Origin of the sequence: Thioalkalivibrio sp. ALJ3 (assembly GCF_000377205.1) — a bacterium.
Taxonomy (GTDB): domain Bacteria; phylum Pseudomonadota; class Gammaproteobacteria; order Ectothiorhodospirales; family Ectothiorhodospiraceae; genus Thioalkalivibrio.
Genome location: NZ_KB897905.1, coordinates 465,174 through 481,000, shown reverse-complemented (window position 1 = coordinate 481,000; position 15,827 = coordinate 465,174). Strand labels below are relative to the sequence as shown.

The 15,827-nt window shown below is 65.3% G+C and carries 12 protein-coding genes; 7 read left to right on the top strand and 5 right to left on the bottom strand.

Annotated features, from left to right (window positions below):
- Positions 1-301: 301 nt before the first annotated feature.
- Positions 302-1,324, bottom strand: coding sequence for a signal recognition particle-docking protein FtsY (ftsY, locus tag C935_RS0102325; RefSeq protein WP_018860902.1), 1,023 nt, complete (start codon positions 1,322-1,324; stop codon positions 302-304).
- An 89-nt stretch (positions 1,325-1,413) separates the two neighbouring features.
- Here ftsY and C935_RS0102320 point away from each other — a divergent pair, with 89 nt between their 5' ends.
- The 5 genes from C935_RS0102320 (at position 1,414) to C935_RS0102300 (ending at position 7,493) form a co-directional block, all read left to right on the top strand.
- Positions 1,414-2,802 (top strand): pitrilysin family protein, encoded by a 1,389-nt coding sequence (locus tag C935_RS0102320; protein WP_018860901.1) that lies wholly within the window; start codon positions 1,414-1,416, stop codon positions 2,800-2,802.
- A complete protein-coding gene (locus C935_RS0102315; protein ID WP_018860900.1) occupies positions 2,802-4,136 on the top strand; it encodes a pitrilysin family protein in 1,335 nt (444 codons plus the stop codon). Before C935_RS0102320 ends, C935_RS0102315 begins: the two co-directional genes overlap by 1 nt.
- 28 nt (positions 4,137-4,164) lie before the next feature.
- Positions 4,165-4,746, top strand: coding sequence for a 16S rRNA (guanine(966)-N(2))-methyltransferase RsmD (gene rsmD / locus C935_RS0102310; RefSeq protein WP_255349347.1), 582 nt, complete (start codon positions 4,165-4,167; stop codon positions 4,744-4,746).
- Between the two features lie 226 nt (positions 4,747-4,972).
- Positions 4,973-6,598, top strand: coding sequence for a BCCT family transporter (locus C935_RS0102305; RefSeq protein WP_018860898.1), 1,626 nt, complete (start codon positions 4,973-4,975; stop codon positions 6,596-6,598).
- Positions 6,599-6,611: 13 nt separating this feature from the next.
- On the top strand, positions 6,612-7,493 hold the full coding sequence (locus tag C935_RS0102300; RefSeq protein WP_018860897.1) for an NAD(P)-dependent oxidoreductase: 882 nt from the start codon (positions 6,612-6,614) through the stop codon (positions 7,491-7,493).
- A gap of 13 nt (positions 7,494-7,506) precedes the next feature.
- On the opposite strand, the gene C935_RS0102295 is transcribed toward C935_RS0102300, so the two are convergent.
- From C935_RS0102295 to purH, 3 genes are read right to left on the bottom strand one after another with little or no spacing between them, the layout of a single operon-like run.
- Positions 7,507-9,993: a glycogen/starch/alpha-glucan phosphorylase gene (locus C935_RS0102295; protein WP_018860896.1), complete on the bottom strand. Its 2,487-nt coding sequence runs from the start codon at positions 9,991-9,993 to the stop codon at positions 7,507-7,509.
- A 42-nt stretch (positions 9,994-10,035) separates the two neighbouring features.
- Positions 10,036-11,325 carry a phosphoribosylamine--glycine ligase gene (gene purD / locus C935_RS0102290; RefSeq protein WP_018860895.1) on the bottom strand — a complete coding sequence of 430 codons (1,290 nt, stop codon included), beginning with the start codon at positions 11,323-11,325 and terminating at the stop codon, positions 10,036-10,038.
- Between the two features lie 8 nt (positions 11,326-11,333).
- The gene (gene purH / locus C935_RS0102285; RefSeq protein ID WP_018860894.1) at positions 11,334-12,899 is read right to left on the bottom strand and encodes a bifunctional phosphoribosylaminoimidazolecarboxamide formyltransferase/IMP cyclohydrolase; all 1,566 of its coding nucleotides are present in this window, start codon (positions 12,897-12,899) and stop codon (positions 11,334-11,336) included.
- A 472-nt stretch (positions 12,900-13,371) separates the two neighbouring features.
- Here purH and C935_RS0102280 point away from each other — a divergent pair, with 472 nt between their 5' ends.
- Positions 13,372-14,190 (top strand): class I SAM-dependent methyltransferase, encoded by an 819-nt coding sequence (locus C935_RS0102280; protein WP_012981594.1) that lies wholly within the window; start codon positions 13,372-13,374, stop codon positions 14,188-14,190.
- Positions 14,187-15,035 carry a methyltransferase domain-containing protein gene (locus C935_RS0102275; RefSeq protein ID WP_018860893.1) on the top strand — a complete coding sequence of 283 codons (849 nt, stop codon included), beginning with the start codon at positions 14,187-14,189 and terminating at the stop codon, positions 15,033-15,035. The genes C935_RS0102280 and C935_RS0102275 overlap by 4 nt, the downstream gene beginning before the upstream one ends.
- Positions 15,036-15,060: 25 nt before the next feature.
- On the opposite strand, the gene C935_RS0102270 is transcribed toward C935_RS0102275, so the two are convergent.
- Positions 15,061-15,801, bottom strand: a complete 741-nt coding sequence (locus C935_RS0102270) for an arginyltransferase (RefSeq protein WP_018860892.1) — start codon at positions 15,799-15,801, stop codon at positions 15,061-15,063.
- Positions 15,802-15,827: the final 26 nt, after the last annotated feature.

The window sequence follows — 15,827 nt, the reverse complement described above, 5'->3', positions numbered from 1 at the left end:
TTTCCTCGCGATCCAGGGAAAGACTGATCAATGTACACGCTCGCGCTCGAGTCGCTTTTGCGCGCGAACAAGGCGCGGCGACTGCCGTGCAGTCATTCTGCACAAGGGAGCCGCAACGCCGTGCGAGCGCCCGTTTGCGATAACAACGGGCGGCCGAGCCCCTTCGGGGTTGGCACCCCAGGTTCCCCGATCCTGCGTTGCGCCCCGAACCAGTCAAAAACGGGCGGGTAGAACCACTACCCGCTGCTCGACGCGCCTTGTCTCGGAAAACCTGGGGTACCAACGCGAGCGTGTACATTGATCAGTCTTTCCCTAGCAGTGCGCGTACGAACGCGCGGGCATCAAAGCGCTGCAGGTCTTCGGCCTTCTCGCCCACACCGATAAAGCGCACCGGCACGCCCAGTTGCTCCGCCAGCGCGAACAGGACGCCGCCCTTGGCGGTCCCGTCCAGCTTGGTGACCACGATGCCGGTCAGGCCCAGGGCCTCGTGGAATTGGCGTGCCTGGTTCAATGCGTTCTGGCCGGTGCCGCCATCGACCACCAAAAGCACCTCGTCCGGGGCGTTCTCGTCCAGGCGGCCCATCACGCGTTTCACCTTGCGTACTTCGTCCATCAGGTTGGTCTGAGTGTGCAGGCGTCCGGCGGTATCGGCGATCAGGATGTCGGTCTTGCGCGCCTGGGCAGCCTGGAGGCCGTCGTAGACCACGGAGGCCGAATCGGCCCCGGTTCCCTGCGCGATCACCGGGACATCATTGCGTTCGCCCCAGGTCTGCAGCTGCTCGACGGCGGCCGCTCGGAAGGTATCCCCGGCGGCCAGCAGGACCGAACGGCCCTCCGCCTGGAAGCGATGCGCCAGCTTGCCGATCGTGGTGGTCTTCCCGGCGCCGTTGATGCCGACCACCAGGATCGAAAAGGGTCGCTCGGCCTGCGGGATCTCCAGGGGCCGCGAGACCGGCTCCAGAATCTCCACCATTGCGGTCTCGAGCGCGTCCATCAGCGCGTCGGCGTTGTCCAGTTCGCGCCGTTTTACCTCGCGGGTGATACGATCCATGATCCGCTGGGTCGCATCCAGGCCGACATCGGCCAGGAGCAGACGTTCCTCCAGCTCTTCGAACAGTTCGTCGTCGATCTTGCGCCGGAACAGGCTCTTGAGGTCGCCGCCGAGCGCCTGGCCGGTCTTGGCCAGGCCCTGGCGCAGGCGCTGGAACCAGCCGCCCCCACGGGCTGGCTGGCCATCCGCAGCGGTTTCCGGCGGCGCCTCCGGCGTGGTTTCGGGGCTGGGCGCGGTGGATTCTTCGGATTTCTTCTTGCGGAAACCGAACATGTTTCAGGTGGTCCAGTAGAAAGTGTTCATGCTAGCACGGGGATCGTATTGCAATGCGTAGAGCAGTGCTCGGAAGTCTCGTTGGATGGATGGCCGTCTGGCTGATCGGTGCCAGTGTCGTGGCCGGGGAGCTGGATATCGAGTCGGACGTGGTGGAGGCCACGCTCGACAACGGGTTGACCGTGCTGGTGCTGGAGGACCGGCGCGCACCCGTGGTGGCCAACATGGTCTGGTACCGCGTGGGATCCGCCGATGAACACAGCGGCATCACCGGCATCTCGCACATGCTGGAACACATGATGTTTCGCGGCACCGAGAAATACGAGCCGGGCGAGTTTTCGCGCATCGTCGCGCGCATGGGCGGGCGCGAGAACGCGTTTACCGGACGCGACTATACGGGGTACCACCAGGTCATCGGGTCCGATCACTGGGAGACGGTGATGGCCATGGAGGCGGAGCGCATGCAGCACCTGAAGCTGCAGGAGGACGAGTTCCGTCCGGAGCTGCGGGTCGTGCAGGAGGAGCGGCGCCTGCGCGTGGAGGATCAGCCGAATGCCCTGCTGCGCGAGCAGTTGATGGCGACGGCCTTTTTCAATCATCCGTACGGCCAGCCCGTGATCGGCTGGATGACCGACATCGAGTCCTACACCCTGGAGGATCTCCAGGACTGGTATGACCGCTACTACCACCCCAATAACGCGGTCGTTGTGGTTGTGGGCGATGTCGACGCCGACGAGGTGATCGCCGCCGCCGAGAAGCACTTTGGCTCGATCCCTAGCGGCAACCTGCCCGAAGCCAAGCCGCGCCGGGAGACTCCGCAGACCGGGGAACGTCGGATTACCGTGCAGGCCCCCGCCCAGGTGCCGTTTCTGATGATGGGCTGGAAGGCCCCGGTCTTGAATACGCTGGATTCGCACGAGGATGCCTATGCCCTACTGGTGGCCGCCGGCATTCTGGATTCGGGCGAGGCCTCGCGGTTTGCCCGTGAACTTGTCCGGGGACAGGAACTGGCGAGCGCCACCTCCGCGCGCTACAGCCCGTTCGGGCGTCTGGACGACCTGTTCATGGTCGCTGCCGTGCCCGCCTCGGGGACGGATATCGAGAGCCTGGAGCAGGCGCTGCTGGACGAGATCGACCGCCTTGCCGAGGAGCCCGTGGATGATCGCGAACTGGAACGTGTGCAGGCACGGGTGATCGCCTCGGAGGTTTACGAGCGGGATTCCGTGCGGGCCCAGGCCTTCCAGCTGGGCATGCTCGAGACCGTTGGTGTCGGCTGGCGCGAGAACGATCGGTTCCTGGAGCGGGTGCGCGAGGTGACGGCCGAGGATGTTCAGCGCGTGGTGCGCGAGTACCTGGTCCCCGAGCGGCGCACGGTCGGGATCCTCGACCCGCAGCCGATGGATGACGAAGATACCCCGGCGCCCGGGCCCTACGGTGCCCCGGATCTCGATGGTGGCTATCCGGAGGGGGATCACTAATGCTGCACGCAATCAAGAAACTCGCGCGTCGTTCCCTGTTTGCGGGTCTGGCCCTGGCGCCGCTGACCCTGCTGGTGATCCCGGCCCAGGCGATAGAGATCGACCGCTGGGAGACCGACGAGGGGCTGCGTGTCCTGTATGTCGAGGCACCGGACCTGCCAATGGTGGACCTGCGCCTGACCTTCGATGGCGGCGCGGCGCGGGATGGCGATCTGCCAGGCCTGGCGATGATGACTTCTCGTGGCCTGCGTCATGGCACCGAGGACATGGATGCCTCCGAACTGGCCGAACGCTTCGAATCGGTCGGCGCCCGATTCAGCACCAGCTCCCTGAGGGATATGGCGATCATCAGCCTGCGAACGCTGACCGAGCCGGACTGGATGGACACGGCCGTCGGCACCCTGGCCGATGTGCTGTCCGCCCCCGCCTTTCCCGAGGCCGATTTCGAGCGCAGCCGCCGGCAGGCCCTGCAGTCCCTGCAGCGCGAGCGCCAGGAACCGGCCGCGGTGGCCAGTCGACGTTTCTACGAGTTGATGTATGAGGGTCATCCGTACGCCAGTTGGCCGGGTGGCGAGGTCGACACCCTGGAGGCGATTACGCGCGACGATGCGCGGGCCTTTTTCGAACGTCACTACGCGGCAGGGAACGGCTCGCTGGCGATCACCGGCGGGGTGAGCCGCGAGCAGGCCGAGGAACTGGCTGCGCGGATCTCGGCCGCGCTGCCCCGTGGCGATGCGGTTGACCCCCTGCCACCGGTGCCGATGCGCGAAGAACCCGTGGAGGAACGAATCGCGTTTCCGTCCGAGCAGGCACACATCTTCATGGGGGCGCCGGCCCTGCGCCGGGGGGACGAGGCCCACTTCGCCTTGACGCTGGCGAATCACGCCCTGGGTGGTGGCGGCTTCACCTCGCGTCTGTTCCAGGAGGTGCGCAGCGCCCGTGGGCTGGCCTACTCGGTGCACAGCCGCTTCCAGCCGATGGCGGCCGAAGGGCCGTTCGTGATCAACATGCAGACCGGCGTGCAGCAGGCGGACGAGGCCGTCGAGGTGCTGCGCGAGCAGGTCTTGCGCTGGCACGCCGACGGTGTGGAACCCGACGAGATGGAGGCCTCGCGCGAGAACGTGATCAACTCGTTTCCGTTGTCGCTGGCCTCCAACAGTGACATCGTCAGTCTGCTCGGCATGATTGGTTTCTATGGACTGTCCGATGACTATCTGGAGCGTTATGTCGAGCGCATTCAGGCGGTGGAGCTGGAAGCGATGAATGCGCAACTGGCCGACCGCCTCAACCCGGAAGCCCTGGTGACGGTCATCGTTGGTGGTCAGGAAGACTAGGCGCGCCCCGCCGGGGCGCAGCGCGCGCATCCGTATCATTGGCGGGGCCTGGCGCCGCCAATGGTTGCCCGTGCTATCTGTCGGGGGGCTGCGCCCGACTGCGGATGCCCAGCGCGAGACCCTGTTCAACTGGCTGCAGCCGCACCTGCCAGGAGCGCGGGTGCTGGACCTGTATGCCGGCACCGGTGTCCTGGGGTTCGAGGCCGCCTCGCGGGGCGCAGGTGAAGTCTGGCTCGTCGAGCGTGACGCGCGGGCGGCCTCCCAGCTCGAGGCCAACCGGGAACGTCTTGGCGCAGACCAGGTACACATTCGCCGCGACAACGTGGCCCGGCTGCTGGGCCAGCCTCCCACAGGAGGGGCTTTCGACCTTGTCTTTCTTGACCCCCCCTTTGGTCAGGAGCTGGTGGCCCCGACACTCGCCGCTCTGGTCGCGCAGGACTGGCTCGCGCCGTCCGCGTACGTCTATGCGGAATTGGAGTCCGAGGTCGCCCCGGCCTTTGTGATCAATGCCGGCTGGGACATCGAGCGCGAGCGGGTGAGCGGGCAGGCTCGAGGCCTCCTGCTCAGGCGCCGTTCCGACGAATCGGCCGGTAAAGGAAACACGGATTGACATGCACGTTTGCGCTCCCCGCATGGATCCGTGTTTCCTGAAGCGTTTTGCAGTTTGCCAGGCCATTGGCTACGGTAAGGGCGTTATCAGTCGGCTCCACGATTTCGCTGGCTGAGCGCGTCCCCGACCGTCAGGCATGCGGGAAGGATCGGGATGCAATGTCCCGATGTGTGCCGAACACGCCGGTGCGGCGTCCGAATGCAACACAAGAATAGGGGAGCCAAGCATGGAAGAGTCGTCTTCGAGCCCGGGGCTGAACCAGACCCGGATCGCCGGGTTTGGCGTGATCTGCAGCCCGGTGTTCTGGGTTTCCACCCTTGCGATCACGGTGTTCGTGCTGTTCGGGGCATTGTTCCCGGAGCGGGCGGAAGTCATTTTCGAGCAGTTGCAGACCGGCATCTCCGAATATCTCGGCTGGTATTACATGCTGGTGGTGACGATCTTCCTCGTCTTCTCTTTGTACCTGATGTTTTCGCGCTATGGGGCCATACGGCTGGGGGACCAGTTCGAGGTGCCGCGTTTCAGTTACGCCGCCTGGTTCGCGATGCTCTTCTCCGCGGGCATGGGCATCGGGTTGCTGTTCTGGAGCATCGCCGAGCCGATGTACCATTACCTGAGTCCGCCGCATGCCGAGGGAGAAACCAGCGAGGCCGCGGCCGAGGCGATGCGCTATACCTTCTTTCACTGGGGGTTGCACGCCTGGGCGATCTACATCGTCGTCGGCCTGTCGCTGGCCTACTATGCCTACCGGCATAACCTGCCGTTGCTGATCCGCTCCTCGCTGTATCCGTTCATCGGTGACCGCATCTATGGGCCCTGGGGGCATCTGATCGACATCCTGGCCCTGTTCGGGACCATGTTCGGGGTGGCTACTTCGCTGGGCCTTGGGGTCATGCAGATAAACTCGGGCCTGAATTTCGTGTTCGGGATCGAGGAATCCACGCAGATGCAGATCACCCTGGTCGCGATCATCACCCTGATCGCGGTGGGGTCCGTTGCCCTGGGGATCGACCGCGGGATCAAACGCCTGTCCAACTTTAATATCGGACTGGCGGCGCTCCTGGTCGCGCTGCTCCTGATCATGGGGCCGACACTGTTCATTCTGCGTGTGCTGGTGGAGTCGACCGGCAACTACGTGCAGCACCTGCCCGAGATGAGTCTGTGGGCGGATACCATCGACGAAACCGGCTGGGCCACTGCCTGGACCATCTTCTACTGGGGCTGGTGGATCTCCTGGGCACCGTATGTCGGTATGTTCATCGCCCGTGTCTCGCGCGGGCGCACGATCCGTGAATTCGTGGCCGGTGTGCTTCTCGCCCCGACCGCCGCCGCCTTCGTCTGGCTGGCCGTGTTCGGTGGAACCGCGATGAGCTACGAACTGGGCGGCGTGGCCGATCTGACCGGTGCAGTCGAGGAGAGCGTCTCCACCGCGCTGTTCGCGACCATCCAGGCCATGCCGTTGTGGGACTGGTTTGCCGTGCTGGTGATGGCCGCGGCTACCGTTCTGATCGTGACCTTCTTCGTGACTTCATCGGACTCAGGCTCCCTGGTCATCGACACGCTGGCGTCGGGTGACGTACGCAACCCGACCGTAACCCAGCGGGTCTACTGGGCGATCCTTGAGGGGGTTGTTGCCTCGATCCTGTTGCTGGCTGGAGGTCTTGCCGCGTTGCAGGCCGCTGCGATCAGTGTCGGTCTCCCATTTTCGGTCGTGATGCTGGTGATGGTAATCGGCCTGTGGAAGAGCCTGCATCAAACCGAGGCCTTGACCCCGACCAAGTACCAGAAAGAGGCCCCCCCTCCGCATACCCTTTTAGGGTATTCGGAAGACCTGGACGAAAAGATCAAGTAGGAGGAGGTGTTTTATGGCTGCGTCGCGCGTGGCGCTGCTGGGCTGCGGGCTCATGGGGCAACCCATGGGCCTGCGTCTTTTGCGCGCCGGTTTTGCCGTCGAGGCGTACAACCGCACGTCAGAGCGAGCCAGTGACCTGGCCAGCGAGGGGGTGACGGTCCACACCGAGCCGGCGATCGCCGTCGCAGGGGCCGACACCCTGGTGCTGATGCTTTCCGACGCCGCCGCAATCCGGTCGGTGCTGGGGGCATTGCCGGAAGGCGCGCTGAACGGGCGTTGCGTGATCCAGATGGCGACAATCCTGCCGGCGGAGAGCCGCCAGTTGGCCGAGCACCTGCGCCGTTCCGGGGCCTGTTACGTCGAGGCGCCGGTGTTGGGGTCGATTCCGGAAGCGCGCGAAGGGCGTTTGCTGGTCATGGCCGGGGCCGATGCGGCGGAGGATTTCGGGCGGGCCCGTCCGCTGCTGGCCGCCTTGGGCGAGAACCCGCGGCATGTCGGCCCGGTGGGCCAGGGTGCGGCGTTGAAGCTTGCGTTCAATCAGTTGATTGCCAGCCTCACCGCCGCCTTCTCCCTCAGTCTCGGGCTGGTCCGCCGTGAAGGGGCGGACGTCGATACCTTCATGGACATCCTGCGTGAGTCGGCGCTGTATGCGCCGACCTTCGACAAGAAACTGGACAAGATGCTCTCCGGCGACTTCGGGACGGCGAATTTCCCGGTCAAGCACCTGCTGAAGGACGTCCGCCTGGTCGATCGCGCCGCCGAGGACGCGCAGCTCGTTGGTCCATGGCTGCCGCTTCTGGCGCAGCTACTGGAGCAGGCGCAGGATCGCGGCTTGGCGGATGCCGACTATTCCGCGATCTACAGCGCCATCGCCCCGGAGCCTTCCGCGCACTGACGAAGGTGCGCCATCATGCGGCGCCGTTGGTCCTGGATGGGGTCACCGGCTCCGGGATGATGTCCCAGATCTGGTTGGCGTAGTCGCGTACAGTGCGGTCGATGGAGAAAAAGCCCATGCGCGCGACGTTGTGGATCGCCGCCTCGGCCCAGGCAGACGTATCCGCATACAGGGCGTCCGCTCGATCGCAGGCCTCCGCGTAGGCCTGATAGTCGGCCAGCACGAAGAACCGGTCGTCCTCGCGCAGGTAGCGCCCGAGATCGCGGTGGGTCTCCGGATCGTCGCGGGTGAAGAACCCGGACTCGATCATGTCCACGGCAGCCGCCAGGCCGGGTGTACGTTCCAGGATGGCGGACGGCTGCTCGCCGCTGGCGCGGTGTTCCACAACCTCGTCGGCGGTCATCCCGAAGATGAAGACATTCTCGTCGCCGACGGCATCGCGGATCTCGATATTGGCGCCATCCAGCGTGCCGATGGTCAGGGCCCCGTTCAGGGCCAGCTTCATGTTGCCCGTGCCGGAGGCCTCGAAGCCGGCAGTGGAGATCTGCTCGGAGATGTCCGCGGCGGGAATGATGATGCTGGCGGCGCTGACCTCGTAGTTCGGGAAGAACACGCACTTCAGGCGATCGCCGACGGCCGGGTCATGGTTCACGATATCGGCCACCTCGTTGATCACCTGGATGATCGCCTTGGCGCGGGCGTAGCCCGGGGCTGCCTTGCCGCCGAACAGCACCACGCGCGACGGGACGTCCTCGCCGGCACGGATGCGGCGGTACAGGTCAATCACGTGCAGCAACTTCAGCAGTTGGCGTTTGTATTCGTGGATGCGCTTCACCTGGACGTCGAACAGCACATCCGGGTTCAACTCAACCCCGGTGCGTTCGCGCACCAGCTCTGCGAGCCGGACCTTGTTGGCCCGCTTTACCGCCATGAACTCCTTTTGTAGCTCCGGATCGGTGGCGTAGGGTTCCAGGGCCCGCAGGCGCTCCAGGTCGTATTGCCAGTCGTTGCCGATGCGGCGTCCCAGGAGCTCGGTCAGCGCAGGGTTGGACTGGATCATCCACAGCCGCGGCGTCACGCCGTTGGTCACGTTGACGAAGCGTTCCGGCCAGAGCTGGTAGAAATCCTCGAACAGGGTTTCCTGCAGCAGGCGCGTATGCAGTGCGGCCACGCCATTGATGTGGTGCGAGCCGACTACCGCCAGGTGCGCCATGCGGACCCGGCGTTCGCCTTCCTCGTCGATGATCGACAGGCGCTCCAGACGTTCATTGTCGCCTGGGTAGCGGTGCCGCACCTCCTCCAGAAAGTCGTGATTGATCTGGTAGATGATGCCCATGTGGCGCGGCAGCACATGCTGCATCAGTGGTACCGGCCAAGTCTCCAGCGCTTCGGGCATCAGGGTGTGGTTGGTATACGCAAGGGCCCGCCGGGTGAGATCCCAGGCACGATCCCAGGGCAGGTCGTGGCAGTCGATCAGCAGCCGCATCAGTTCGGCTACGGCGATCGCCGGATGGGTATCGTTCAGCTGGATCGCGGCCTTGTCCGGCAGGGCGTCGAGCGGGTAGCCCAGCGCCAGATGGCGTTCGAGAGCATCCTGCAGCGAGGCGGAAACGAAAAAGTATTCCTGCTTCAGGCGCAGTTCCTTGCCGATCGCGGTGGCGTCGTTCGGGTACAGCACCATGGAGATGGTTTCGGACTGGTTCTTGTCCGCGACCGCCCGGATATAGTCCCCTTCGTTGAAGTAGCGCAGGTCGAAGTCCTGGGTCGCCTTCGCGGCCCACAGGCGCAGATTGTTGACGTTGCGTCGCCCATAGCCCGCCGTCGGATAGTCGTAGGCCATGGCTAGGACTTCCTCCCCGTCTTCCCAGGTGTAGCGGGTCTCGCCATTGGGGTGGTGGTGTTCGACCACGTAGCCGTAAAAATGGATCGAGAACTTGCGGTCCGAGCGCGGAAACTCCCAGGGGTTGCCGTAGCGCAGCCAGTTGTCCGGGTGCTCCACCTGGCGGTAGGGCTCGAACTCCTGGCGGAACATGCCGTATTCGTAGCGGATGCCGTAGCCATAACCGGGGTAGCCCTGGGTGGCCAGCGATTCCAGGATGCAGGCGGCCAGCCGACCGAGACCTCCGTTGCCCAGAGCCGCATCGTCTTCAAGGTCCAGGATTTTGCCGAGGTCCACGCCGAGGTCGGACATCGCCTGGCGCGCCTCGTCGAGGATGCCCATGTTGCGCAGGTTCGCCTCGAGCATGCGCCCGATCAGGTACTCCATCGACAGGTAATAGACGCGCTTGACGTCTTCTTCGGCGAACTGGCGCCGAGTCAACAGGCGACGTTCGACCATGCGCTCGCGGATGGCGAAGGCCAGGGCCTCCATCCAGTCACGGTCGGTGGCCTGGCGCGGGTCTTCTCCCACTACGCGAACGACGGCATCACGGATCGATTGCCGCAGGCCCTCCACATCATTGGGGAGGTGGGGCAGGTGCGTTACTTCGGGGGCGGCCATCAGGCGGTCTCCAGGATCAAAGTTTGAGCCGCCGCCCCGGGTTTACCCCTTGCGAGCGACGGCGCGATAGCCGATATCGGTCCGGCAGTATATATCCTCGAAGTGGATCCGTTGCACGGCTTCGTAGGCCTTTTGCTGTGCAGACTGCACATCGTTCCCGAGGCCTACTACACAAAGCACGCGCCCGCCCGCGGTTACGACCGAGCCGTCCTCGCGTGTTGCGGTCCCGGCATGAAATACATAAGCCTCGGGGTCGTGCTCCACGGCCTCGAGGCCGGTGATCACGTCGCCCTTGCGGTAGGCGCCTGGATAACCGCCGGCCGCCAGTACCACGCCCAGGGCCACGCGCGCATCCCAGCGCGCCTCAATCTGGTCCAGTCGCTCGTCCAGCGCCGCCTCGATCAGGTCGGCCAGGTCCGATTCCAGGCGGCTCAGGATCGGCTGGGTCTCCGGGTCACCGAAGCGGCAGTTGAATTCCAGCACCTTCGGGTTGCCGTCGGCGTCGATCATCACGCCGGCGTAGAGAAAGCCGGTGTAGCGTTCGCCGTCGGCGGCCATACCGCGTACGGTTGGCTCGATGACCTCGCGCAGGATGCGCGCATGCAACTCGTCCGTGACGACGGGGGCCGGCGAGTAGGCACCCATGCCGCCGGTGTTCGGACCCTGGTCGCCGTTGTCACGCGCCTTGTGGTCCTGCGAGGAGGCCAGCGGCAGCACATGCTCGCCGTCCACCATACAGATGAAGCTCGCCTCCTCGCCACGCAGGAACTCCTCGATCACCACACGATGGCCCGCCTCGCCAAAGGCGTTGCCGGCCAGCATGTCGCGCACCGCAGCGCGGGCCTCGTCCTCGGTCTGCGCCAGGATCACGCCCTTGCCAGCGGCCAGGCCGTCGGCCTTGACCACGATCGGCGCCCCGTGGGCCCGGATGAAGTTCAGCGCGGCCGCCTCGTCCTCGAAGCTGCCGTAGGCGGCGGTGGGGATGCCGTGGCGCTGCATGAAGTCTTTCGCGAAGCTCTTGGAGCCCTCAAGCTGCGCGGCCTTTGCCGTGGGGCCGAAGCAGCGGCGCCCGGCGGCGCGGAAGGCATCCACCACGCCGGCAACCAGCGGTGCCTCCGGGCCGACCACGGTGAACGCGATGTCCTCGCGTTCGGCCAGGGCCAGCAGGCCATCGATGTCGGTGACGTCCACCGCGTGGTTCTCGCACTTGTCCGTGCGCGCGGTGCCGGCGTTGCCGGGGGCGACCAGCACCCGCTGCACGCGTGGGGACTGGGCGAGTTTCCAGGCCAGGGCATGCTCGCGGCCGCCGTTGCCAATAACGAGTACGTTCATCACGGACCTCAGTGGCGGAAGTGGCGCATGCCGGTGAACAGCATCGCGATGTCGTGTTCGTTGGCGGCGGCGATCACTTCTTCGTCGCGCATCGAGCCGCCCGGCTGGATCACAGCGGTGATGCCGGCCTCGGCGGCCGCGTCGATCCCGTCGCGGAACGGGAAGAAGGCGTCCGAGGCCATCACCGAGCCGGCCACCTGCAGGCCCTCGTCGGCTGCCTTGATGCCGGCGATCCGTGCGGAGTAGACCCGGCTCATCTGCCCGGCGCCAACCCCGATGGTCTGTTCGTCACGCGCATAGACGATCGCGTTCGATTTCACGTACTTCGCGACCTGCCAGGCGAAGCACAGGTCCTTGGTTTCCTGTTCCGACGGCGCCCGGGCGGTCACGGTCTTCAAATCCACATCGCCGAGCGAGCCACGGTCGGCATCCTGCACCAGCAGCCCGCCGCCGATGCGTTTGTAGTCGAGGCCCGGGGCGGTCGCCGCGGGCGGGATCTCCAGCACCCGCACGTTCTTCTTCGTGGACAGGGCACGCAGTGCACCGGGGGTGATCTCCGGGGCGATGACTACCTCCACGAACTGGCGGCTGATGATCGCGTGCGCGGTGTCGCCGTCCAGCGGGCGGTTGAAGGCGATGATGCCGCCGAAGGCCGAGGTGGGGTCGGTTTGAAAGGCGCGTTCGTAGGCCATCAGTTGGGTCGGGGCGACGGCCACGCCGCAGGGGTTCGCATGCTTCACGATCACGCAGGCCCCGGCCTCGAACTGGCGCACGCATTCCCAGGCGGCGTCGGCATCGGCCAGGTTGTTGTAGGACAGGGACTTGCCCTGGTGCTGGCGGTAGCTGGCCAGCGAGCCGGGTGCCGGCGCGGGATCGCGATAGAACGCGGCGCGCTGGTGCGGGTTTTCGCCGTAGCGCAGGGCTTCGACACGCTCGAAGGTGGCATTGAGCTGACCCGGGAAGAGTTCCGCCTCGCCGTTCTCGTCCAGCGCCGAGAGGTAGTTGCTGATCGCCGCGTCGTAGCGGGCGACATGGTCGAAGGCCGCCACCGACAGGCGAAAACGCAGATGCGCCGGGACCTCGCCGTGCTCGGTCAGGGCGTCGACGATGGCGCCGTACTGGTCCGGGCTGGTGGCGACGGTCACGTCGCGATAGTTCTTGGCCGCCGCGCGCAGCATCGCCGGTCCGCCGATGTCGATGTTCTCGATCGCCTCCGCCAGCGTGCAGCCGGGACGGGCGACGGTGGCCTCGAACGGATACAGGTTGACCACCAGCAGGTCGATCGGTGCGATGTCCTGCTCCGCCATCACCGCGGCATCGACATCGCGCCGCCCCAGAAGGCCGCCGTGGATCCGCGGGTGCAGGGTCTTGACCCGTCCGTCCATGATCTCGGGGAAGCCCGTGTGCTGCGAAACCTCGGTTACCGGGAGGCCCTGTTCGGCCAGCAGCCGCGAGGTGCCGCCGGTGGACAGGAGCTCGACGCCTCGCTCGTGCAGGGCGCGTGCGAGTTCGACCACGCCGGTCTTTTCGGATACGGACAGCAGGGCTCGGCGGACGGGGCGGCTGGCGGTCATTCGGGGGGCCTCTGGAATCGGATCAAAACCCCCATTATAGCGAAGCTCGCCCGGCCGGGTGGCCCGTGCGCGAGCGCCCCATGGCGGCCGCCAACTTGTAATTTTTGTGCAAAACCTTCAGGGTATAAAAACGATTTCGGAACCAATCGCCCGCGACCCGACGCGTTGCGAGGCGCCGTTACCGTTTCCCCGAACCAGGCGGCTGGATCCGCCAGACCACGGTTCGGCATCCGGGCTCGACTGCCCTTCGGATGCGAGGGAAAACCGGCTTCGGCCGGCCGCAGGCGCTGCCCGACAACGCGCCTGCGGGAGAGGACGCCTGATCGCCGGGCGCAGTCAGCCCGGTCCGGATCATCGTCGATGTGCCGCCCGAGCGAGGTGCGCGACGGCGTCCGGTGGGCTTGGTTCCGGCGGTCCGGCCGAAGGTCGGCTGGACCGCGTGAATAACGCAGCACAGCCAAGAGGAATCAGCATGTCCGCGAACATCAAGAATGATCAGGATTTCGGCGAGAAGCCGACCGAGCGTCGCGATACCGAGAACTATCGCAACGAGTACACCACCGGTTTTGTTGACAAGTGGGATGACCTGATCGACTGGGACAACCGCGCCAAGAGCGAAGGCACCTTCTTTATTGAGGAGCTGAAAAAGCGCGGCGCCAAGCGCGTGCTGGACGTGGCGGCCGGTACCGGCTTCCATTCCGTGCAGCTGCGCGAGGCGGGTTTCGATGTGGTCACTGCCGACGGCAGCCCGGAGATGCTGGCCAAGGCCTTCGAGAACGGTCGCAAGCGAGGCCACATCCTGCGCACCGTGCAGGCCGACTGGCGCATGCTGAACCGCGACATCTACGGCCGTTACGACGCGGTGGTCTGCCTGGGTAATTCCTTTACCCACCTGTTCAACGAACACGACCGCCGCAAGGCCCTGGCGGAGTTCTACTCCGCCCTGAACCACGATGGCGTGCTGATCCTCGATCAACGCAACTACGACACCATCATGGACCACGGCTACTCGTCCAAGCATACGTATTACTACTGTGGCGACGACGTTCAGGTGCAGCCGGCGCATGTGGATGAAGGCCTGGCCCGCTTCCAGTACCGCTTCCCGGATGGCTCCGAGTACTTCCTGAACATGTTCCCGCTGCGCAAGGCCTATGTGCGTCGCCTGATGCGCGAGGTCGGCTTCCAGCAGATCGAGACCTACGGCGATTTCCAGGAGACCTACCGCGAGACGGATCCGGACTTCTTCATCCACGTCGCCGACAAGCGTTACATCGAGGACGAGAACCGATGAGCACTCAGTATTCCGACGTCGTCGAGACGGCGCGCGACTACTACAACAGCGAAGACGCCGATACCTTCTACAAGCTGGTGTGGGGTGGCGAAGACCTGCACATCGGCATGTACGAGTACCAGGGCGAGCCGATCGGTGACGCCAGCCGGCGCACCGTCGCGCACATGTCCGACCTGCTCGGCGAGCCGCAGCCGGAATGGCGCGTGCTCGACATGGGCGCCGGCTATGGTGGCGTGGCCCGCTATCTGGTCGAGAACTACGGCTGTGACGTAACCGCGCTCAACCTCTCCGAGAAGGAGAACGAGCGCGATCGCGAGATCAACAAGGCGCGTCATCTCGACCACAAGATCACCGTGGTCGACGGCTCCTTCGAGAAGGTCGACGAGCCGGATGCCTCCTACGATGTCGTCTGGTCCGAGGACTCGTTCCTGCACAGCCAGAACGACAAGAAAAAGGAAGTGATCAAGGAGGCCGCGCGCGTGCTGAAGCCGGGTGGCTGGCTGATCTTCACTGATCCGATGCAGACCGACAACTGCCCGGATGGCGTGCTTGATCCGATCCTGGCCCGCATCCACCTCGACTCGCTGGCCAGCCCCTCGCTCTATCGCGAGGCGGCCAAGGAAGCGGGACTCTACGAGGTCAGCTTCGAGGAGCACTCCAACCAGATCGCGACGCATTATGGTCGTGTGAAGCAGGAACTGGAGTCGCGTGAAGAGGAGTTGCGTGGCTATATCTCCCAGGACTACATCGACCGCATGAAGCAGGGGCTTCAGCACTGGGTGGATGGCGGCAACTCGGGTTATCTGACCTGGGGCATCTTCCGCTTCCGCAAGCCGGGCGAGTAAGCCGGCCGGGGGTGTCCGTCGGCCGCTATGCGCAGGCCGTCAGACGCTTCCAGACTCCGCCCACCCGGCCCTCGATGGGCCGGAAGCGGGTCTTGTAGGCCATCTTCGGGGCCTGGTCGATCCAGTACCCGAGATAGACATGCGGCAGGCGCAGCCGCCGGGCATGCGCGATCTGCGTAAGCACGGCGAGGGTGCCCAGTCCGCGTTCCGGGGTCTCCGGATCGAAAAAACTGTACATGGCCGACAGCCCCTGCGGGGTGCGATCGGTGAGTGCAACGGCCACCAGGGTGTGGTCCCGGCGGAATTCGAGGATATCCACCGGACCGTTGCGGTGGCTGAGCATGCCCGCGTAATCGTCGCGCCCCATGCGTTCCATGCCGCCGCCGGTATGGCGATGGGCGAGATAGCGCGAGAACAGCGGCATGTGCTCGTCCAGATCCGCGCAGGGGGTATGCCCCGGCTGGTCCGGTGGCCGTGTAATCGTGACCGCGAGATCATGATTGCGTTTCAGGCACCGGCGCTGGCTGCGGTTGGGCGCGAAGTCCGCGACGGGGATACGCACCGGCACGCAGGCCGCGCACGTCGGGCAGTGGTGGCGATAGACGAACTGTCCACTGCGGCGAAAGCCTTCGGCGAGCAGTTGCCCGTAGCGTGCCCCGCCCAGGTTGACTGCGGGGTCGACCAGCAGGCTCTGCATCTCGCGGTCGTCCAGATAGGGACAGGCCTGCGGGGCCGTAACAAACCAACGGATCGGGTGCTCCTGCATATGGCTATCGTGACACGACTCGCGAC